This is a genomic window from Puia sp. P3, assembly GCF_050632245.1.
In the GTDB taxonomy this organism is placed as follows: domain Bacteria; phylum Bacteroidota; class Bacteroidia; order Chitinophagales; family Chitinophagaceae; genus Puia.
On the sequence record NZ_CP192583.1, the window covers coordinates 367,394 to 386,979 of the forward strand.

At 51.4% G+C, this 19,586-nt stretch carries 28 protein-coding genes and 2 pseudogenes; 23 read left to right on the plus strand and 7 right to left on the minus strand.

The window, feature by feature from the left end:
• The first annotated feature begins 11 nt into the window (after positions 1-11).
• Positions 12-1,199, plus strand: a complete 1,188-nt coding sequence (locus tag ACQ86N_RS02135; RefSeq protein ID WP_431213734.1) for an NADH-quinone oxidoreductase subunit N — start codon at positions 12-14, stop codon at positions 1,197-1,199.
• Positions 1,154-1,411 carry a hypothetical protein gene (locus ACQ86N_RS02140; RefSeq protein WP_431213735.1) on the plus strand — a complete coding sequence of 86 codons (258 nt, stop codon included), beginning with the start codon at positions 1,154-1,156 and terminating at the stop codon, positions 1,409-1,411. The genes ACQ86N_RS02135 and ACQ86N_RS02140 overlap by 46 nt, the downstream gene beginning before the upstream one ends.
• Positions 1,412-1,658: 247 nt before the next feature.
• Here ACQ86N_RS02140 and ACQ86N_RS02145 read toward each other — a convergent pair whose 3' ends face one another.
• Positions 1,659-1,829, minus strand: a complete 171-nt coding sequence (locus tag ACQ86N_RS02145) for a hypothetical protein (protein ID WP_431213736.1) — start codon at positions 1,827-1,829, stop codon at positions 1,659-1,661.
• Between the two features lie 12 nt (positions 1,830-1,841).
• Between ACQ86N_RS02145 and ACQ86N_RS02150 the strand changes: the two genes are divergently transcribed.
• The 21 genes and pseudogenes from ACQ86N_RS02150 to ACQ86N_RS02250 all read left to right on the plus strand — a co-directional run bounded on the left by ACQ86N_RS02150 (position 1,842) and on the right by ACQ86N_RS02250 (position 12,894).
• Entirely contained in the window at positions 1,842-2,114 is a 273-nt protein-coding gene (locus ACQ86N_RS02150; RefSeq protein ID WP_431213737.1) for a hypothetical protein, read from the plus strand.
• Positions 2,051-2,488 (plus strand): ABC transporter permease, encoded by a 438-nt coding sequence (locus ACQ86N_RS02155; protein WP_431217947.1) that lies wholly within the window; start codon positions 2,051-2,053, stop codon positions 2,486-2,488. The genes ACQ86N_RS02150 and ACQ86N_RS02155 overlap by 64 nt, the downstream gene beginning before the upstream one ends.
• Before the next feature lie 134 nt (positions 2,489-2,622).
• Complete coding sequence (locus tag ACQ86N_RS02160; protein WP_431213738.1) at positions 2,623-2,889, plus strand: ABC transporter permease; 267 nt, start codon at positions 2,623-2,625, stop codon at positions 2,887-2,889.
• Positions 2,890-3,497: 608 nt separating this feature from the next.
• The gene (locus ACQ86N_RS02165) at positions 3,498-4,133 is read left to right on the plus strand and encodes a MotA/TolQ/ExbB proton channel family protein (RefSeq protein ID WP_431213739.1); all 636 of its coding nucleotides are present in this window, start codon (positions 3,498-3,500) and stop codon (positions 4,131-4,133) included.
• A 116-nt stretch (positions 4,134-4,249) separates the two neighbouring features.
• Positions 4,250-4,741, plus strand: coding sequence for an ExbD/TolR family protein (locus ACQ86N_RS02170; RefSeq protein ID WP_431213740.1), 492 nt, complete (start codon positions 4,250-4,252; stop codon positions 4,739-4,741).
• 1 nt (position 4,742) lies between these two features.
• Positions 4,743-4,925, plus strand: a complete 183-nt coding sequence (locus ACQ86N_RS02175; RefSeq protein ID WP_431213741.1) for a hypothetical protein — start codon at positions 4,743-4,745, stop codon at positions 4,923-4,925.
• Positions 4,926-4,977: 52 nt separating this feature from the next.
• Complete coding sequence (locus ACQ86N_RS02180; RefSeq protein WP_431213742.1) at positions 4,978-5,511, plus strand: ExbD/TolR family protein; 534 nt, start codon at positions 4,978-4,980, stop codon at positions 5,509-5,511.
• Between the two features lie 63 nt (positions 5,512-5,574).
• Positions 5,575-5,904, plus strand: coding sequence for a hypothetical protein (locus ACQ86N_RS02185; protein WP_431213743.1), 330 nt, complete (start codon positions 5,575-5,577; stop codon positions 5,902-5,904).
• A 135-nt stretch (positions 5,905-6,039) separates the two neighbouring features.
• Positions 6,040-6,402 carry an energy transducer TonB gene (locus ACQ86N_RS02190; protein WP_431213744.1) on the plus strand — a complete coding sequence of 121 codons (363 nt, stop codon included), beginning with the start codon at positions 6,040-6,042 and terminating at the stop codon, positions 6,400-6,402.
• Positions 6,403-6,679: 277 nt separating this feature from the next.
• Positions 6,680-6,904, plus strand: a complete 225-nt coding sequence (locus tag ACQ86N_RS02195) for a hypothetical protein (RefSeq protein WP_431213745.1) — start codon at positions 6,680-6,682, stop codon at positions 6,902-6,904.
• 35 nt (positions 6,905-6,939) lie between these two features.
• On the plus strand, positions 6,940-7,146 hold the full coding sequence (locus tag ACQ86N_RS02200) for a hypothetical protein (protein ID WP_431213746.1): 207 nt from the start codon (positions 6,940-6,942) through the stop codon (positions 7,144-7,146).
• A 46-nt stretch (positions 7,147-7,192) separates the two neighbouring features.
• On the plus strand, positions 7,193-7,501 hold the full coding sequence (locus tag ACQ86N_RS02205; RefSeq protein WP_431213747.1) for an energy transducer TonB: 309 nt from the start codon (positions 7,193-7,195) through the stop codon (positions 7,499-7,501).
• Between the two features lie 313 nt (positions 7,502-7,814).
• A complete protein-coding gene (locus tag ACQ86N_RS02210) occupies positions 7,815-8,465 on the plus strand; it encodes a hypothetical protein (RefSeq protein WP_431213748.1) in 651 nt (216 codons plus the stop codon).
• A gap of 463 nt (positions 8,466-8,928) precedes the next feature.
• Positions 8,929-9,354 (plus strand): T9SS type B sorting domain-containing protein, encoded by a 426-nt coding sequence (locus ACQ86N_RS02215; RefSeq protein WP_431213749.1) that lies wholly within the window; start codon positions 8,929-8,931, stop codon positions 9,352-9,354.
• A gap of 123 nt (positions 9,355-9,477) precedes the next feature.
• A pseudogene (locus ACQ86N_RS02220) lies at positions 9,478-9,741 on the plus strand (tRNA uridine-5-carboxymethylaminomethyl(34) synthesis GTPase MnmE); the annotation flags it as partial.
• Between the two features lie 49 nt (positions 9,742-9,790).
• Positions 9,791-10,453: pseudogene (locus tag ACQ86N_RS02225) on the plus strand (tRNA modification GTPase); the annotation flags it as partial.
• A gap of 146 nt (positions 10,454-10,599) precedes the next feature.
• Complete coding sequence (locus ACQ86N_RS02230; RefSeq protein WP_431217948.1) at positions 10,600-10,857, plus strand: hypothetical protein; 258 nt, start codon at positions 10,600-10,602, stop codon at positions 10,855-10,857.
• 266 nt (positions 10,858-11,123) lie between these two features.
• Positions 11,124-11,321, plus strand: coding sequence for a hypothetical protein (locus tag ACQ86N_RS02235; RefSeq protein WP_431218056.1), 198 nt, complete (start codon positions 11,124-11,126; stop codon positions 11,319-11,321).
• A gap of 22 nt (positions 11,322-11,343) precedes the next feature.
• Positions 11,344-11,514, plus strand: coding sequence for a helix-turn-helix transcriptional regulator (locus ACQ86N_RS02240; RefSeq protein WP_431217949.1), 171 nt, complete (start codon positions 11,344-11,346; stop codon positions 11,512-11,514).
• Positions 11,511-12,638, plus strand: a complete 1,128-nt coding sequence (locus ACQ86N_RS02245; RefSeq protein WP_431213750.1) for a tyrosine-type recombinase/integrase — start codon at positions 11,511-11,513, stop codon at positions 12,636-12,638. The genes ACQ86N_RS02240 and ACQ86N_RS02245 overlap by 4 nt, the downstream gene beginning before the upstream one ends.
• A 130-nt stretch (positions 12,639-12,768) precedes the next feature.
• On the plus strand, positions 12,769-12,894 hold the full coding sequence (locus tag ACQ86N_RS02250; protein ID WP_431213751.1) for a helix-turn-helix domain-containing protein: 126 nt from the start codon (positions 12,769-12,771) through the stop codon (positions 12,892-12,894).
• A gap of 369 nt (positions 12,895-13,263) precedes the next feature.
• Here the strand turns inward: ACQ86N_RS02250 and ACQ86N_RS02255 are convergent, their stop codons facing one another.
• The 6 genes from ACQ86N_RS02255 to ACQ86N_RS02280 form a co-directional block, all read right to left on the minus strand.
• The gene (locus ACQ86N_RS02255; protein ID WP_431213752.1) at positions 13,264-13,575 is read right to left on the minus strand and encodes an RNA recognition motif domain-containing protein; all 312 of its coding nucleotides are present in this window, start codon (positions 13,573-13,575) and stop codon (positions 13,264-13,266) included.
• Between the two features lie 426 nt (positions 13,576-14,001).
• The gene (locus tag ACQ86N_RS02260) at positions 14,002-15,126 is read right to left on the minus strand and encodes a MutS-related protein (protein ID WP_431213753.1); all 1,125 of its coding nucleotides are present in this window, start codon (positions 15,124-15,126) and stop codon (positions 14,002-14,004) included.
• Positions 15,127-15,525: 399 nt separating this feature from the next.
• A complete protein-coding gene (locus ACQ86N_RS02265) occupies positions 15,526-17,115 on the minus strand; it encodes a MutS-related protein (RefSeq protein WP_431213754.1) in 1,590 nt (529 codons plus the stop codon).
• A 7-nt stretch (positions 17,116-17,122) separates the two neighbouring features.
• Positions 17,123-17,539: an NUDIX hydrolase gene (locus ACQ86N_RS02270; protein ID WP_431213755.1), complete on the minus strand. Its 417-nt coding sequence runs from the start codon at positions 17,537-17,539 to the stop codon at positions 17,123-17,125.
• Positions 17,529-18,884: a sensor histidine kinase gene (locus tag ACQ86N_RS02275; RefSeq protein WP_431213756.1), complete on the minus strand. Its 1,356-nt coding sequence runs from the start codon at positions 18,882-18,884 to the stop codon at positions 17,529-17,531. Before ACQ86N_RS02275 ends, ACQ86N_RS02270 begins: the two co-directional genes overlap by 11 nt.
• Positions 18,859-19,557, minus strand: coding sequence for a response regulator transcription factor (locus ACQ86N_RS02280; protein WP_431213757.1), 699 nt, complete (start codon positions 19,555-19,557; stop codon positions 18,859-18,861). Before ACQ86N_RS02280 ends, ACQ86N_RS02275 begins: the two co-directional genes overlap by 26 nt.
• Positions 19,558-19,586 lie beyond the last annotated feature (29 nt).

Sequence of the window (19,586 nt, forward strand, 5' to 3'; positions counted from 1 at the left end):
ATACAGAAGATATGAACGCTATACTTTTATCGGCTATTTGGGGTATCGTCATGATGTTCAGCGGCATTTTTACGCAGAGTAAAAAGGCTATCCGGTACACGGCAATCGTGGGACTGGTCGCGCTGCTGATCGCCAACAGCGTGGATATGATCGGGTATCACGTGGCGATCGACGTGCACAAGATGTTGAACTATGACGAGTTTGGAATGCTGGGCAACGCCATCGCGATCGTGAGCACCCTGCTGCTGGTGCTGGTCAGCGGGAGGGATATGGAGAGGGTGGGGCACAATCTGGCCGAGTATTTTGCGCTGATCTTTTTTGTGTTGTGCGGGGTGGCCCTTGTCACGTCGTTCAATACGCTGCTGATGCTGTTCCTCGGGATCGAGATCATTTCGATCCCTTTGTATATACTGACGGGCGCGGATAAGCGCAATTTGAAAAGCAACGAGGCGGCCCTGAAATACTTCCTGATGGGTTCGTTCAGTACGGGGCTGATGCTGCTGGGTATCGCGCTGCTGCATGGCGCGTCGCAGAACGGAACCTTCTTTATCGACGACCTGTGGACGGGTGGTCCGGCGGTGGCTACCCGGCCGATGTTCATGGCGGGACTGTTGCTGTTGCTGGTGTCGATGGGTTTCAAGGTCTCGGCGGCGCCGTTCCATTTCTGGACGCCGGACGTGTATGATGGGGCGCCGACAGTTTTTACGTCGTTTATGGCGACGATCGTGAAGGTGTCGATCTTTATCGGGTTTGTGCGGTTGTTCGAGGACGGTTTTGGCGAGAGCCAGGACAAATGGCAGATCTTTGTGGCCATCATTACGGCGGCCACCTTATTTATAGGTAATATCACGGCTGTCTTCCAGCAGAGTGTGAAGAGGATGCTGGCTTATTCGTCGATCGCGCAGGCGGGCTTCATGCTGCTGGCGTTGCTGGCGCTGAATCAGGTGTCTAGGCAGGGGATGTTGCTGTACGCGGCGGTGTATGGCGTGGCGACCATCGGGATCTTTGCGGTGCTCATCAGGATGAAGGACTATACTTTCGAAGGTTTTAACGGGCTGGCGCGGCAGCAGCCGGTGCTGGCGGCGACGCTGACGATCTTTTTGCTTTCCCTGGCGGGGATCCCGCTGACGGGGGCTTCTTTGCGAAATATTATATGCTGGCGGCCGTGGTTCAGTCGGGCCATTTTATGTGGCTGGTGATCTTTGCGGTGCTCTGCGCGGCGGTTTCGGTCTATTACTACTTCCGGGTCATCCAGGCGATGTATTTCAAGGATGGGGAGGGTAGTACGGAGACGGAGCCGGGTGCCGGGTTCAAGGGCATGCTGGTGGTGCTGGCGGCTGTGGTAGTGGTGTTGGGGGTTTGGCCCCAGATGCTGCTGAGCCTTTTAGCAAAGTTTCCGTATACGTGGTAAACCGACCGGAGGGCCGCGGCCTGGGCCCCCGCCCGGAGACTGCCTTCCGGTGTAGCTGTGGTTCACACGGTTCACATCGCCGGTGGGTGTAGCGGCGGTTCACATGGTTCACGCCCCCAATCCGGGCCCCCCGTCCCCCAACCCCCGGTTCAACTCCCCGAACAAGTTCGTACAACCCCGTTCACGCCCCCATACCCCACCCGGATCATTTTTTCCCTAACTTCCACACGTGAACTATTCCGACACTTTATCCCCTGGCCTTCCGGACGGTCCGCAGCAACAAGCTCCGAACCGGCATCACGGTCGCCATCATCGCCTTCGGCATCATGGCCCTCGTCGGCATCAACACCGCGATCAACGCCATGAAACAAAAATTCACCGAAAGCTTCTCCGCCATGGGCGCCAACGGATTCACCATCCACTACCGGAAATGGTTCAATTTCAATGGCGGCGGCGTCAAAAACAAAAGAAGGGCCTGCGGGAGAAAAAGTCCAATTCCAGCGTCCCCATCTCCAGGCTGCAGGCCGAAACTTTCCTCGCCCGTTTTCAGTACCCCGCCATGGTCAGCCTCAATTTCCAGGGCCAGGGCGACGCGATTGTCTCTCTTGGTAACAAAAAACAAATCCGAATATACGCGTCATCGGCGGCGACGAGAACTACACCGAACTCAACGGGTACACCCTCGCCGCCGGCCGCAATCTGAACCAGCTGGATATCCAGTCCGGCCGCAACGTCTGCATCATCGGCAGCGCGCTCGCCAAACGCTTCTTCGGCAACAGCCCAGAGACCCCTGTAGAGAAGATCATCAGAGTTAACAATTTACCTTTCAGGGTTATAGGGGTGACGGAAGAAAGGGGTTCGTCCTTCGGCATGAGCTATGACAACGTCGTCATTACCTCCTATAATAATGTACGCCGTTTCTTCACCAATACTAATGGCCCGTTCGGTCCGGGATCGGCGACCTCGTTCAATATACAGGTGAAAGTAGCCGACGTCAAGATGCTCGAGGGGGCGATCGACCAGTGCCGAGGGGGTGTTCCGTCCTATCCGCCGGCTCGAGGTGACGGAAGCGGATAATTTTATGATCGACAAGAGCGATACGTTCGTTGCCCTGCTACTCAAGAACCTAAGCTTTATTACGATGAGCGCCGGCATCATCGGATTTATTACGCTCGTGGGCGCCGCCATCGGCCTGATGAATATCATGCTGGTTGCCGTCACCGAAAGGACAAAAGAGATCGGCCCTCGTGAAGGCCATCGGCGGCAAGAGGAGAGACGTGCGGCTACAGTTCCTCTGGGAATCGGTCCTGATCAGCCTGCTGGGAGCAGCTTTTGGCGTAGTGCTCGGGGTCATCGTCGGCAACGTTTTCTCATTGGTGCTGAACACCGGATTCGTGGTCCCCCTGGATCTGGGTCTTCGGCGGCATCTTTATGTGCAGCCTGGTAGGCGTACTGGCGGGGATCTATCCGTCGTTTAAGGCAGCACGTCTCAATCCGATAGAGGCGTTGAGATATGAGTGATGGAATAAGATTTTTATTAGCATACCCTTTTGTTCGCTGGTAATAAAAAACACGTAAATTACGCGTTCCGCCAAGGCTCTGACTTCCTCTCTACCCGGGGTCCCCGAATAGTGTCGTGGCGGGCTATTGGTCGAATCCTTATGAATTATACCGGTTTCGAAAGCCGCACAGGCGGTACGTATTGACGGATTTTGCGTTACGAAAAATCCTTATCTTGTGTGACCTGTAAAAATTTAGTATCCAATTTTATCTATTGAAAGGCTTTTTTCCTTAGAATTGTACAATCATTTTCTATTACATACTTCAATTTTTTTAAAAACACTAAAAACAAACGATCATGGCTGAAACAAAACCGACTGCAGCGACAGCAGCTAAGACCTCTACATCGTCCGTTCAACCGAAGAGAAAGGGTAATTCAATTTCCTGGGTCGCTCCATTGGTATGTATTATCGCCGGTTACGTAATCTGGAGATTTATCATTGGTAGCCCGGACAATTTCACACATCCGGATCCTAACGGCGGCTTTTGGCCTAACCATGAAGGTGCCAAATCCGGCCTCTCCAAGATGTACCTCGGAGGTATCATCGTTCCGATCCTGATCGGTGCATTCCTGACCGTTCTGACTTTCGTGATCGAGCGTTTCCTGACCATCCAGAAGGCTACCGGCACCGGCAATATCGCTGAGTTCATCCGCAAAGTACAATACCATCTCGCCAACAAGAACGTCGACGCAGCTATCGCCGAGTGCGACAAGCAGAAGGGTTCTGTAGGTAATGTAATGAAAGCTGGTCTCCGCAAGTACAAGGAAATGATCAACGCAGAACTGGACACCGAGCAGAAAGTGCTGGCTATCCAGAAAGAAGTTGAAGAAGCTACTTCCCTCGAACTGCCCATGCTCGAAAAGAACCTGGTATTCCTTTCCACTATCGCTTCGGTCGCTACCCTGATGGGTCTGCTCGGAACGGTTATGGGTATGATCCGTTCGTTCTCCGCTCTCGGTGACAGCGGTGGTGGCGAAGCTGCTCAGAAACTTTCTCAGGGTATCTCTGAGGCCCTGTACAACACGGCTCTCGGTATCGGTACTTCCGCTATCGCGATCATCATGTACAACATCTTCACTACCCGTATCGACGGCATCACTTACGGCATCGATGAAAGCGGTTTCACGCTGACGCAGAGCTTCGCCTCCCTCTACAAATAATTTGTATAGGTTAGGTTTGTGGAAAAGAGAAACGTTCGCATCTCATTTCTGTAATAGGAAAAGAGAGTATTCATCCAACCGGGCCGTTAGAAGCCCGGCGTTAAAAACAATTTAAAATGCCAAGAGCCAAAATACCGCGTAAAAGCACCAGCATCGACATGACTGCCATGTGTGATGTGGCCTTTTTGCTGCTGTCCTTCTTCATATTGGCGACCAAGTTCAAACCACCAGAGGCGCTTAGCGTCGTGACCCCCAATTCGGTCTCGTCGAAGATCGCTCCGGACAAGAACGTGGTACTGATCACTCTGGACAAGGACGGAAAAGTTTACTTCAGCGTCAGTGACGGGAACACTTCTGAAAAGAAGGACATCATCGAGACCGTGAACACTTCCAAGAACCTCGGTCTGACCGACGCCGAAAAGAAGAATTTCGTCAACAATCCCAGTGGCTATATCGGGGTGCCCTTCTCCCAGCTGAAATCTTATCTGGACAAGAGCCCCGACGAGTTGAAGAATGCCGTTCTGCCGGGCGTACCCGTCACGGACAGCACCAACAACGAGTTGCTGGAGTGGGTACGTGCCGCCGTAGGCGCCTTCCAGGGGTTCTAAAATGAACCTCCTGATCAAGGGCGACAACGCGTCAAAATATCCTTCTTTCCGGGGAGTTGTGTTTGCCTTCAAGAAGAATGACCAGTTGAAATTCCAGCTGATCACCAATCCTGTGGCGGCTCCCCTCGGCTCTGAACTGCAAAAACAGCAGGAGAAGACCGGGAACAAGAGCTCCGAGCAGTAATCCTGCGGGAGAAGACAGATCAGAATTTGTAACTTTATAAAAAGCTATTGTTATGGCAGAAATGGATACCAGCAGCGGCGGTGGGCATAAAAAGGGCCCCGGCGTGAAAAAGAGGAAGAAGCTCTCCACCCGCGTGGACCTTACCCCCATGGTGGATTTGGGTTTCCTGCTGATCACATTCTTTATTTTTACGACGACAATGAGCCAGCCTACAGCCATGAAGCTGTTCCTGCCCAAGGACGTAGACAAGCCCGAGGAGCAGAACAAGCTGAAGGAATCTGCGGCGCTGACGCTCATGCCTTCCAAAGCGAATATGGTCTATTACTATGAGGGCCTGGATCCTTCCAAACTTCAGCAGTCTACCTTCAAGGGTATCCGGGACATCGTCCTGGACAAGAAGAGAAGAACCGATCCCAAGGATTTCATGGTGATCCTCAAGCCGACCAAGGATGCTACTTATAAGAATACGGTGGACGTCCTGGACGAGATGACGATCGACGGAGTGAAGCGCTATGCCCTCGTAGATATTACGCCCGATGAGTACAAATTCGTCGAAGCGACTGAGAATGCGAACGGTATAAAATAATCCCGGAGTTTTATGGAATTGCGATCGGGTCGCATCTAATTACAACTAACAAACCATTTTGAAATGGAAATCAACAAAATACTAACCGCCGACATCCTCGATATTATCTTTGAGGGTAAGAATAAGGAGTACGGCGCTTACGAGCTGCGTAAGACCTACAACAAGCGCACTGGTCAAGGCGATTGTAGGCATGGCTGTGGTTCTTTTGTTGCTGTTCATTGCTTTTTTGTAAGCAATCTGAATACCGGCAAAGAGAAGAAACAGCTGGTGGTGCAGGACGTGCAGCTCGAAGACGTAAAAGAAGAGAAAAAGAATGAGCCGCCGCCGCCCCCTCCCCCAAAGTGGAGCCTCCCAAGGTGGAAATGGCGAAATTTACGCCTCCTAAGATCGTGAAAGACAATGAGGTAAAGGAGAAGAAAAGCCACCGGAACAGGAAAAGCTGGAAGACACCAAGATCGGTACGGTCAATCAGGAAGGTATCAAGGACGAAGGTATCACGGCTCCCCCGTCAGCGACGCTGGTAAGGGTGTGGTCGAGGCCCCGAAAAAGGACGAAGAAGACTACGACAAGACCTTTACGAAGGTGGAGATCGAGTCCGAGTTCCCCGGCGGTGCCGCTGCCCGGCTGCGCTACCTGAACAAGAACCTGCGCTATCCCGACGACGCCGTGAACAACGAAATACAGGGTACTGTAGTCGTTCAGTTCATCGTGGACAAGGAAGGCAACGTTTCTGATGTGAACGCGATCAGCGGTCCCGAGTCTGGTGGTCTCCGCGAAGAGGCTGTCCGTGCGATCAAGAAGTCTGGTAAATGGACCCCCGCGGTTCAGAACGGACGTCAGGTGAAATCGTACAAGAAGCAACCAATCGTCTTCAAGCTCGAAGCTCAGTAATCTACGTCTGATATAATTTCTTAAGTCCTCTCCACCCGGAGGGGACTTTTTCTTTTCGGGTATGCGGCGGGGTTATGGTGTCGGCGTGGCGGCGTGGCGGCGCGGTTCACGTGTTGCGCGGTTCACGACGGTTCTGTCGGCGCGGTTCACATATTGCGCGGTTCACGTTATGGAATTTCCCTCTTTCTGCATCACGACAATCCGCTATAATCCGCTGCCAGTAAGGGTTGTATGGAATCGTTCCGATCCCGCGTCTCTATTGTAAATACTTTTACATATGGAATCGAACAACATCTTACAAGCCGATATCCTCGATATTATATTCGAGGGTAAGAACAAGGAGTATGGTGCGTACGACCTGCGGCGGACCTATAACCGGAGGCTCATCAAGGCGATCGGCGTCACGACGGTGGTGATCGCCTTGGTTTTTCTGGGCGGGATGGTGAGTGGGAGGGGAAGAGTAAGGCGGCCGCGGTCGTCCCCACCGATGTCACGCTCGTAGCCGTCGAGAAGAACCAGCCTGTTATACCTCCTCCGGTGATCCCCAAACCACAGCCCCGGCAAATCAGGACGATCGCATTCGTAACTCCCAGAGTCGTCCCCAACGACCAGGTAAAACCCGACGAGCATCCTCCCGTGCAGACCGACCTGGACGACGCCAAGATCAGCACTCAAACCCATGACGGGACCCCGGACGACGGGACGGCTCTGGCGCCCCCGCTCCTGCGGGAAATGGAGGGGTGATCGAGGAGCCGAAGAAAAGGACGACGACAACACGATTTGGACCTCGGTGGAAATCGAGTCCCAGTTCCCCGACGGGCCAGCCGCCTGGCTGAGGTTCCTGCACAGGAACCTCGTCGTTCCCAACGACGCCATCGACCAGAACATCAGCGGGCAGGTGATGGTCCAGTTCATTGTCGATGAGGAAGGCAATGTCAGCAATGTCCAGGCGGTCAGCGGCCCTGTGGGCGGCGGGCTCCGCGAGGAGGCCGTCCGGGTGATCAAAAAGAGCGGCAAGTGGACGGCGGCGATCCAAAATGGGCGCAAGGTGAAGTCGTACAAACGGCAGCCGATCACGTTTGCGGTGGCTAGTGAGTAGGGTAGGCTGTTGCCGGGGCCGGGGCCGCGCACTGGGCCGTAGTCCGGGCTGTGGTCGGGCTCGTGTAGCCACGGTTCACAGGTCCCGGCTCACCGCGTCCCCAACCTTCCGCGGTTCACATGGTTCACGCTGATTCAGCGGGTTAGGCTTAATATTTGCATAAATTGCAGCCGGTGGGCGTTATAACTGCGTCACCGGCTGTTTTAATTAAAATAGGCCAAAGATCCTAACCTCTTCAATGACTAAGCGACCCACTCGTTCCCATCCGTTGAGGCCCGCAATATCAACGGGAATACTGCTGCTTTTCAGTTGCATGGTCGCGAGTGCGCAGCCGACGAATCGTGTACTGCTGAACCCCACAGCCTCCTCCTGCGGGCTGCCCAATGGTTCGATCGCAGTTAATATCAACTATGGGACGGGGCCCTGGCTCATTTTCATAGACTCCACCGGCGGCGGGTTCATTGGCTTGCCCGTGTCGTCCAATACGAATACTTATACTTTCAACAACCTGCTTGGTGCTTCGGCGCCCGGCAGGACATACCGGTTCCGGGTGATCGATTTCGCCAGCGATCAGCAGGACGCTTCCACCCTGTTAGGCGACCTCTCGGTCTTCATGACCGCCTCCTCCCCAGCCAACGGGCTGTATGGATACCAGCGGTATCATTACAATGTCAACCACCCAGGGCTGGCCCCGTTCCAGTTTACCGTCACCGACGGCACCAACACCAAAAACAGTCCCGATTCAAATTTCAGAGGCCTTTCCCATGGCAACTACACCGCTACGGTCAAGGACGGCAACGGCTGCGTCGTTTCCACGCCGGTATCCGTGACGGTGATCAACGATATCTCTGTGGTCGTCAGTAACCCAGCGCCCATCTGTTCCGGCGACTCGGTCCAACTCCCCGTCCTCAGCCGAGGGTTCCTCCTATTCCTGGACACCCACGATCGGGCTGAGCGATCCTAATTCCGCGGCGCCTAGGGCCAGTCCGCCCGCGAACCAAACTTACACCGTCTCCGTCTCTGCCGGCCCTGCGGGCCTCTGCCAGCCCCGGACGGCCCGGTCTCCGTGACGGTAAATCCAACGCCGGTGGCAGACGCGGGTCCCGATGTGGCCACCTGTACCGGCAAAAACGTCATCCTCCATGGAACAGGGGCGGGGGTTGGCGGCAAATACAACTGGACGCCGTCGACTTATCTGATCAGTCCGACTGTTCCGTCTCCCGCGGTCCTCAAACCAACCCAGTCTATATCTTACGCCCTCACCGTGACCGCCGCCAACGGCTGCGTCTCGAAGGTTGCGGATACGATACACGTTACAGTCATACCTTCATTCACCGTCAACGCCGGTCCCGACACCGTCGTCTATATAAGCGAGCCCGCGCAGTTGCACGCTACCGTTCCCGACAGTCTCGGGGCGGTCACCGGCAGTGGACCCCCTACCGGGCCTGGACAACCCCAACAGCGCCGACCCGACCTTCGTCCTAAACAACTCCGAGGAAGTCCAGTTCGTCGTCGAAGCAACTACCGCCGGCGGCTGCTCCGGCACCGATACGGTCAATGTCAAAGTCTTCGGCGTGGCCGGTCTCTTCGTCCCCAACGCCTTTACCCCGAATAACGACGGCCGCAACGATATCCTTCGGGTCATCGGTCCGGGCATCGGCAAGTTAGTGGTCTTCGCCGTCTACGACCGCTGGGGCCGGCAGGTCTTCCTCACCCGGAATGCCGGCGTAGGCTGGGACGGCACCTTCGGCGGCCGGAACATGGATGCGGGGACTTATGTCTGGATGGCCGAGGCGGTAGACGATCATGGAAAGATCGTGCAGAAGAAGGGGACCGTGGTGCTGATCCGGTAGCCGCAGGTCCCCGGCCGCCTGACTCTCACCCATCCCCGGGTCCCTTGCTTGCCCCTTGTCCCCCGCGGTTCACATGTGAACCATCTCCCGTCCATCCAACATCAATAATAGTATCTTTGTCTAATGTTAGGCAAATTAACCGGCTGGGAGGACACCATCGTGGCACTCGCCACACCGCCAGGCATCGGCGCGATCGGCGTGATTAGGGTAAGTGGCAAATCCAGTTTTAAAATTGTCAATCAACTTTTTGCAGGCAAAGACCTCTGCGAGCAGGCCTCCCACACCCTCCACGTCGGCGTGCTGAAAGAAGGCGAGGAACAACTCGACGAAGTGGTGGTATCCCTCTTCCGAGGGCCCCGGTCATACACCGGCGAGGACGTTATCGAGATCTCCTGCCACGGGAGTCCCCTATGTCCAACAACGGGTTCTGCAGGCATTGGTCGCCCGGGGAGCTCGTCTTGCCAAAGCCGGCGAATTCACCCAACGCGCATTCCTCAACGGCAAGCTCGACCTCACCCAGGCCGAAGCCGTAGCCGACTTGATCGCCTCCAACACCGAGGCCTCGGCCCGCACGGCGCTGCACACTATCCGCGGCGGTTTCTCCCGTGCCTTACGCGATCTCCGCGAGCAACTGATCTCTTTCTCGGCGTTGATCGAGCTGGAACTCGACTTCTCCCGGGAAGACGTAGAGTTCGCCGACCGCACCCAGTTATATCATTTAATCGGCGAAGCCGAAGAAGTCACGGCAACCCTTCTGTCCTCCTTCAAACTCGGCAACGTCATCCGCAACGGCGTAGCCGTGGCGATCGTCGGTAAACCCAACGCCGGCAAATCCACGCTGCTGAATACGTTGTTGAACGAAAACCGTGCAATCGTCTCCGAAATAGCCGGCACCACCCGCGACACTATCGAAGAGATCCTCAATATCGATGGTATCATCTTTCGTCTGATCGACACCGCCGGCATCCGCGAGCACACCTCCGACGTCATCGAACAGATAGGCGTCGGCCGCAGTCGCGAAAAGATGGACCAGGCCGACATCATCGTTTATCTCTTCGACGTCCGCGACGACCCCTCCTCCGTCGCGGCCATCCGCACGGACCTCCAGTCCCGCGCCAAGCCGTTCCTCCTCGTCGCCAACAAAGTTGACATCCTCGGCGAAGACCCCGCCCGCGAACTCTTCCCCCGAGGAACTCCACGGTCTCCGCCCGCGACTCGCGCCATATCGACGTCCTCCGCCAGCGCCTGGTCGACCTCGTCCTCGAAGGCCGCGCCGCCACCGGCGACGGCACCATCGTCACTAATGCCCGTCACTACCACGCACTGCAGCAGGTGGCCACGTCTTTGGCGGCTGTTCGGCGGGGTTTGGATGAGTTGCTGCCGGGGGACCTGGTGGCGCTGGATATCAGGCTGTGTCTGCACTGGTTGGGGGAGATCACCGGTGAGGTGACGACGGAAGACCGGCTGGATTATATATTTAGTAAGTTTTGTATTGGGAAGTAGTCCCTTTCTTCAACTTTCTTTTTATTTTCTTATTCTTTTGTAACTCAATACTGACAAGCATTCCAATCGGAATGCTTTTTTATTTTTTCATCTAATTTTTACTAATATTGCAATGCTATTTTGTACCTTTAATTAGGGTCTCAAAGGGGTACAAATATAGGCCAGTTTTGGAGAAATTATAGCATTCTTGGCAGTATATGGCAGCTATAGGCATTAAATAGCGATAATATGGTCATCCTTGTGAATTACAATTACAACTTCAAACCATGAGCAGTAATATCCGGCTTAAAAGAGTATGCGAACATTGCGGAAAGGTATTTACAGCCAAAACGACGGTGACTAAATTCTGTTCTGACGAGTGTGCGAAGAAGAATTATAAGCTCAGACAAAAGGCTACCGCAATTGCGGAGAGCAACCAGGGAGACAAAGGAAAAGATTACCCGCCCGCCCGCAGGGTCTGGTAATGGCACCATTACTGTCGATCAAGTGGAACTCATAGACATTAAGATATTGTGTGCTATTACTACTATTCCGGAGCGGACCATGTATCGACTAGTTAAAGATAAGGACTTCCCTAAGCTAAAAATTGGTCGGTCTGTGAGATTTCATAAGGAAACGGTGATCCAATATTTGATTAATAAATATGGAAAGATATGAGGGGAGCATTACGGCAAAAGAAATTAAAGACTGGACGGTATAGTTTATATATCGACTATTATCCCCCTGTTTGGAATCCTATAAAAAAAGAATATACCCGTCGCGAGTTTCTTAAACTGTATCTGCACGTCAATCCCACTACTTCCCTCCAGATCTTAGAAAATAACCTCTATACAGAGATTGCAGAGAAGATTTATATCAAGCGTATGAAGGGATTAATGCTCGACGTAAACGGCATTTTCAACCAAGATGCCCTTGAGGGAGATTTTTTTGAGTACGCAAAGAATTTTATTGCCGGCAAGCAACGAGAGAAGATTGACACTGTACACTACGAGACCGCAATGAAATACGTAAAAAAGTGGGTGGGAGATAATTTAAAATTCAGGCACATTGACGAAATTCTACTGAAGAAATTCAAGGACTTCTTACTTACCACCGACTCTTTGAAATCAAAATTTGCAAAACTCAAGCAAAACTCGGCCGCATCGTATTATGATAAATTTGCCGCGATCGTTCAGGAAGCCTTTTATGACAGATATCTGACCGAAGATTATACCCTGCGTGTAGACCGGATCAGCAATGTGGATGTCGATCGGCAAATTCCAGATGACGCAGAACTCCAGCTTTTATTAGAAAACCCATGTGAAGATGAGTTGGTCTTCCGATCGTCAATGCTGGCTTTGTTATCAGGTTTTAGGTTTAGTGCCGTAAAGATCTTACGATGGAATCATTTGCATTACTCGCCACCTTTAGATGCCTGGTATTTTCAAATTATTGATCCTAAACCCAGCCGCTCGTTCAGACAGTACATCAGCAAACAAGCACTCGAAATACTGGGAGAAAGAAAAGGTACGGACGAGCTTATTTTTCCGGATTTGGAGTATCATAGAACAAGGCGGATTTTAAAAGCCTGGTTTGCGTCCGTTGGACTGGAGGAAAAGGGCAAGTTTCATAACTGGCGTCATATGTACGCCACCAAACTAATAGAAGAAGGAGAAGATATTTATGTTGTCAAAACTATGCTAAACCATAAGCATATCCAGACCACCGAAATATACGCGAAAGTGCCTGCGAAATTAAGAGTCAAGGCTTCCCGTAAGGCTAATACAGAACATCTAAATTGATCGAAATGGCAAGAATATCAATAAATCAAAGGCTTGATCATATGGAAGATATCCTCCAAATGATTCGGTTCTGAATTGTCGGCCTTGGTCAAAGGTCCATCAACCGATAAAAAAGGGGCCAGAAGAAAAAGTGTCGGAAAATGTCATCCTCTCTCCGAAGGAGGCTGCCGATATTCTGAAGGTCGACGTTGATACTATTTACTTAAAATGTAAGAAAAAGGAATTGCCACATTTTAGGATTGGAAAGCTCTTATAAGTTCAGAAAGTCGGACATCCTGGAATGGAGGAAGTCTCAAGATAAAATATCAAAAGTATCTGTGGACGACTTTGTTAATAGCTATTTACAAAAGCACAACCTAAAAGGGTAACTACCGACATGCCAATGGCCTCTTGTCTGAAACGTCTAATTCTGTCAGGAACTTCCGTGTAAGCGAATTTTCAAATTCTGGTTGATGTTAAAGGGCTGAAAAACCGTTAAAAAACCCTTTCCAGTTTTGCTTTTTATCCGAAATTCGGCCAGATAATACTCGCCGATGACACCCGCTGAACTGAAATTGTTTTCCGTTTGTACATCATATAAAAAAGCCCCGGATGACCGGAACTTCTGATTCAATTGAGGCAGATACTAATATCTATTATTATTGTAACCGTTGCCGTTGTTGTAACCACCGTTATTAGAGCGGGCTGGTCTTGCTTCTTTTGGCCTTGCTTCATTGACAGTAATGGTCCTGTTCTCCACAGTTGCACCATTCAGTTCGGCAATCGCCTTTTTGGAAGCAGCTTCATCAGGCATTTCAATGAAACCAAATCCGCGGGATCTACTGGTTTCTCTGTCCATGATGATTTTTGCTGAATTCACTTCGCCGTAAGGAGTAAAAAATTCTCTTAAGTCTTCATCCTGTACGTTGAAGCTCAAATTAGAAACATAAATGTTCATACTTAACAATTGTAAATAAAAAATGCGAGAAAAGCAGTAAGTGTAGAAGAAAAGAAATCCTGATGTTGAGGCGGGATAAATTAACAAATACAGATGCAAAGCTCAAATTAACACCATAAAGATACGGCTTCTTCGGATATTGATCAAATAAACTATCGGGTTTTAAGATGGCGGCGATAACTTAGGTCATTGGCACGTTGATGATCTCATCCCCATGCCAGCCATCAAGAGCCGCCCCATCCTGAATATTCCATTCGGCGGTAGATGTGCAAGGGTTCCCTTCAAAATCAGCTCTTTTAAAATATCCGCTATCGTTCTTATGTCCGTTTACCCTTTCGAATAGTATCTCAGAAGTCCTTAGCGGATTTCCGGGCCGGGTATCCAAGCCGGGAGAATTCCCGGCCTTTTTTAAAATTGTATTCATCTTCAGGTTGCTGACGTTCCCGTTAACGTATCGTCCGGAAACAGTCTTTTATAAATGTCGAGTGCGAAGCTAGTCGGCAAGGGCTCTCCTGTCACCACCTTAAACGTCCGCTGCATATCTTCTCGTCGCTCCGCCCGCAGGAAGACGGCCATATCCCTGTTATGTTCCCAAAAGGACCGCGCAAAGGCATACAGGTGCGTTACGAAAAAGATCCGAACTCCTTTTTCCCGCAGTCCCGCGACGATCTGCCGGGCAATCTCCGACCCCTCCCGCTCGTTCGTCGCCGCAAAGGATTCATTGAACAGTCCGATGCCGTCCCGTGTCACATGGTCCGCGATCTCGCTCATCCGGCTCATCTCTTCGTCGAACTTCCCGCTCTTCATGCCGGCATCTTCTTCACGCTTGAAATGCGTAAACAGTGAACGGCAAAGCCCCGCCGAGAATCGTTCAGCCGGGACGAACATGCCCGCCTGCATCATCAATTGCGCCAGCCCGATGCCTCGCAGAAAAGTCGACTTCCCTCCCTGGTTCGCGCCCGTAATGATCATAAGGCCCTGTCCTTCATCATCAAAGTCATTGTCCACGACCTTCCGCCCCATGTTCAATGCCAGGCAGACATCGTATAACCCTTTGGCCGAATGCCGCCGCCCTTCCATCTCCTCTACTAAAGGAAAACAGATACCTTCCTGTAGCCCCGTTAACCGCTCTTCCAGGTTCAGGCAGCCCAGGTAAAACGCCAGCTCCGTCCGCAGCTGTTGGAAGAACGCCAGCACATGCTCCGCGACCCCCGCCATAATGCTTGCCGCAGCGGAGATACCGTCGTCCCTGATCTCCGACAAGGCCCTTGCCCCGCTATCGTCCCGTGGATGGAGCGCGAAAGTGTACACATCCCTGGGCCTGGACGCAAACAGCTGCTGCCACCAACTCAACTTCTTATCCTCCAGCCGGCGGAGCGCATACCCTCCCCCTTTGTTTCCCGGGCCGATCCGGGCGGTCATCAATGTACCCCGGCGGAAGCGCAGCTCCTCCAGATGCTCCGCCACATCCGTCAGGTAATCCTGCGCCAGCTCTGTCTTTAGGGAATCCAGCAACCGCCGAAAACCCGTCGATTCGAAGGCCAGCTTCATGCGCCTCTGCAAACCTCAACAACTCGCCCATATAAGCCAGAAACACCTCCATCATCCCTACCGCGCTGGACAGGATCGACGAAGGGTACTTCGAACTCAAGTAAAACCACTGGCTCTTCTTCGCCTCTATCGCGTCTACCGCAATCCCATATAGTTCCCGGACAAGTTCACGCTTTGCCATGCAGTCCCGGAGAATTGCCTGGCGGTAAGCGATAGTCTCCGCATCATTGTCCAGGCTCGTCAGCAGCACCACACGGGCGACCTTCTGCAACAGTTCGTCACCTCCCCCCATGGTCTGAAAAAGGGTACTGAGTTCCAGGTCCTGCGTCAACGCCTTCTCATTCCAGGCCAAGGAATCAGCCACATCGAGATCTTTGGTCTTATGGTGTAACAGCACTCTCATGACGACAGACGTTTTTGAAGGTCATGGTAAGTAACCCGGTATTTCTCGGCAATGGCCAGCGCATACGCCAAGCCGTCGGCCGGCTTCCGTACGACCTTAAAAGTACGGACGGCCAGGTTGCCCGGCTCCATCTCGCTGACCATACTTACCGTTTTGCCGCTTTTCCAAATGATCTCATCGATAAAAGTCACCCAGACGCAAAGCGCGTCCAGTTGATCGATCCGTTCCATTATCTTTCCGCTCAGGTAGATCGCGTCCTGCAAAGTCGCTGAGGATAAGATCTCATTAAGGATGACGACACTCCTGGAAGTCGCCCCGGTAAGGATATCATGCAGCCGCACCAGGTCGTCTTCCAATTTGCTGCGCAGATCCTTGGCTTTCTCGGCCCGTTCGAAATGAGTGAACAGCCTGTCGAAAAGGAATAGCTTCGCCCGCACTCCGGGCACCGTGAGACCCAGTGCCGCCAGGTAATGCAACTGGCCGAAGGTGCGCGAGAAAGTTGTCTTCCCACCCTGATTAGGTCCCGTCACCACGATGATCCGTTCTTGCCGCCCGAACGAAAGATCATTGGTCACAATCCGCTGGCCCTCCTTTGTCAGCTTATACGCCAATGCCAGGTCGAATCCTTCTGCATCAAATATCTCTTTATCCTTATCTGACATCTCCGGGTAACAGAATGGCAGGCCTCCCTCCTTTATTTTCCCGGTATGATCCAGGTAGGCGATATAAAATTGTATCTCCCGGTCGAAACGCACGATACGCTCATCCATGAATGCTAGATGCCGCTCACAAAATTCATCCAGCCGCTGGAATATCCCGGGGAACAGTGTGGCCACACCTTCCAGTATACGTGCTTCCACATGGTTCATCCCGTCCGTCTTCTCCCGCGGCTCACTTCTGTCCAATTGCGCCCGGGTCCCTTCCCGCTTAAATTTCCCGAAAAGCCGCTCGATCTCCTCGTTATAATCCACCTCGGGTCCGGGCCGTCGTACCTGCACCTGTAACTCCCTGGTGTACACACCATATTCAATCCCTGAAAGATCGGCCAGCAACGCCCCGGCCTCCTCCCGCAGGAGCAAAAAGGCCGGGGAAGATAAATAGCCGGTGAGGAAGTCCCGAAATGCATGCAGGCCCGCTGACTGCAATTCCAATGTCCTCAGGCCCTTGCCCAGTTCAACGACCACTCTGCAATACATCTCCGCTGCTTCCAGGAAAAACCGCTCGCGTTGATATCTATAATACGTGTTTTGGGGGTTCGGCAGGCGTTGCCGTATGCTCCGCATCCCGTTGGCAAAAGCACCGATACGGCCAACCAACAATGCGTTCTCCAGGTCGCGTAGAACAGCCTGCCGGTAACCTACATGCGCTATGTTTCGAAGAGGCGTATAAAAAAATGGTTTTAACACATACTCCTCCTTTCCCGTCGTCACAGCATCGACTACCTGGTCCAGGTTCAGGTCGACAAAATAATCCGGTGGCTGGTCGCGCAGCGCGCTTTCCCCTGGCGGCGCGCCATGGTACAAAATGCTCTGGAAACCCGTTATCACGGGAACCTCCGACGGCCTGCTGATAGCTGATTGATCCATGTAGATGTTACTTAGGGATAGCTTTACCGACAATTTCCCGGATATTATCATAGGAATTCTTCAAATAACCCGACAACTCTCCCCTGCTGACCCATCGCAGCCATTCAATACCTTCCTGCAGCTGCGGAAAAAGACCACTACGTTGAGCCGCCCGCATGACATACCAGTGTACCTCCTTAATGGCATCCGAATTAAGCTTGTTATCGAAATAGGTGTGCTCCGTTACTCCGATAAAAGAGGTAATGGTTACCTCTTTGAGACCCGTCTCTTCCTTTACTTCCCGGATAGCGCAGCTTTCCAGGGTCTCTCCCTTTTCAAAATGCCCCTTCGGCAGGTCCCACTTGCCATGCCGGAAGATCAGCAACAGCTGATCTTCAAAGTTGAATACAAGCCCCCGGCCGCAATTACTCTTTTCATACGACACTTTTAAGATGATTAAAATACAGGCTAAAAAGATGGTTCGGTTCGGTATATTCATACAAAATCGGCAGCTTATATTTATCCGCTATTTCTTTGATGATAGAAAGCCCCAGTCCCACTCCTTTTTGCGGAGAGGAGTGCTTTTTAAATCGTGTAAAGAGATCGTCTTCAGCAAAGGGAAAAACAGGCCCACTATTGGCTATCGAAAGCCTCGCTGTATCCAATCTAATAATAATGCACCCATTACGATGATTGTGCTGGACAGCATTTATAAGGAGATTCGTTATCATCACCTGCAAAAGGGTCTCATTGGCCCGGATGACAGGATTACCGGGCAATTCCATCTGAAGATGAATCTCCTTGCTCTCTATAGTCTCCTGCAAAAAAGCTACTGTTTTTTGAACTAGTTCGGCTACTGATATGGCTTCCGTTTCTTCAAATTGGCTATTTTCTATCCGGCTTAATAGCAATAACCCTTTATTCAAATGATGAAGCCGTTGAACTGCTTCATATAAAACCTGAAAGTCCTTTGTTTCCTCCGTTGTCATAACGCGGGATTCGATCATATTGTCCAGCTTGGAGCGAAAAATCGCAAGGGGCGTCTGCATTTCGTGAGAGGCGTTCTCTATGAACTTCTTTTGACTGCTAAAAACCTGGTGACTACGATGAACAAGCTCAGTAATTGCGTTGTTAAGATCGTTAAATTCACGAATATCTGAGCTCTCTAAAATAGGAAACCTACCCTTATCCAGTTCGTAATTCCGCAATTGGTCAATAGTTGTATAGAAAGGACGCCAGGCACGTTTCGACTTGAATCGGATAATCAAAATCCATCCTATCAACAAAAGGAAAAGCAGGACTGCTTGGGCCTCTGCGATCCCGATGATGAGGTCCCTGCTTTCCACAAGCGACGCTCTCACAACTAACTTATAAGAAACATTCCCAATAACGATACTGCTTACCAGTTCCCGGTAAGGCTCTACCTCCTGAGGGATGGAATCGAGGTATTGTGTGAAATAAAGAGTATCCTTAGCCGGGTTTTTAGCTAAATTGGCAACTTTAACATCGTCGTCCATGGCAAGCCATAAATCAATGTCTTTTTGCGAATGCAAATGAGAAGCACGCAGACGAAGTTCATCCCTTTTCAGGTAAAGGGCATCATCGACATCCTGGATGTAAAGCTGTTCGATAATGAAATAAAAAAGAGGTACACAGACGGCAAAGATGATAAGGGCATATTGAATCAGCTGTCGAATACTCTTATTAAGCAGTTTCATCCGCCCAGAAAGTATTTTCACTGGTCGGATGGAACCTTGCGCTGTATCAATATTTACTGTGCTCGGTTTCATGGCAATCGAATTTATAGCCCAGACCGTGGACCGTTTTAATATAATCGGTACAGCCTGCTTCAGTCAGTTTCTTCTTTAGATTTTTCATATGTGAATACACTACATCGTTATTGCCAAAGTAGCTGTTTTCATCACCGGAAAGGTGATCCGCAATAGCAGTTTTAGAGACAATGCGACGATTATTGGCTACCAGCAATAAGAGCAGGCTGCTTTCTTTCTTACTAAGCGTCACAGGTTGATTATGCACGAATATTTGTCGTTCCTGTACTTCAACTTTCAACTCATTGAATAACAGAAATCTGCTGCCGTTAAAATGTTTTCGGCGAATAAGAGAATTAATCCTCGAATTAAGCTCTGAAAGATGAAAAGGTTTCGTAACATAATCGTCGGCACCCAAATCCAAACCGGCTATCTTATCGTCAATGGAATCGCGGGCAGACAGAATAATAACGCCTTCCTTTCTTCGCTGATCCCGTATGTCCTTCAATAGCTCCAGTCCGCTGCCTCCGGGCAACGAAATATCCAATAGAATGCAGTCAAAGGTTCCGTATAGTAGCCTATCCATAGCTGTATCGAGACAATCAGCCAGGACACACTCGTAATCCCTACGCCGAAAAAAATCGGCAATATTCTTTTGGAGGGCGGGTTCATCTTCTATAATCAATATTTTCATATTCTATGAGGGGGCTTTGGTTCCAATTT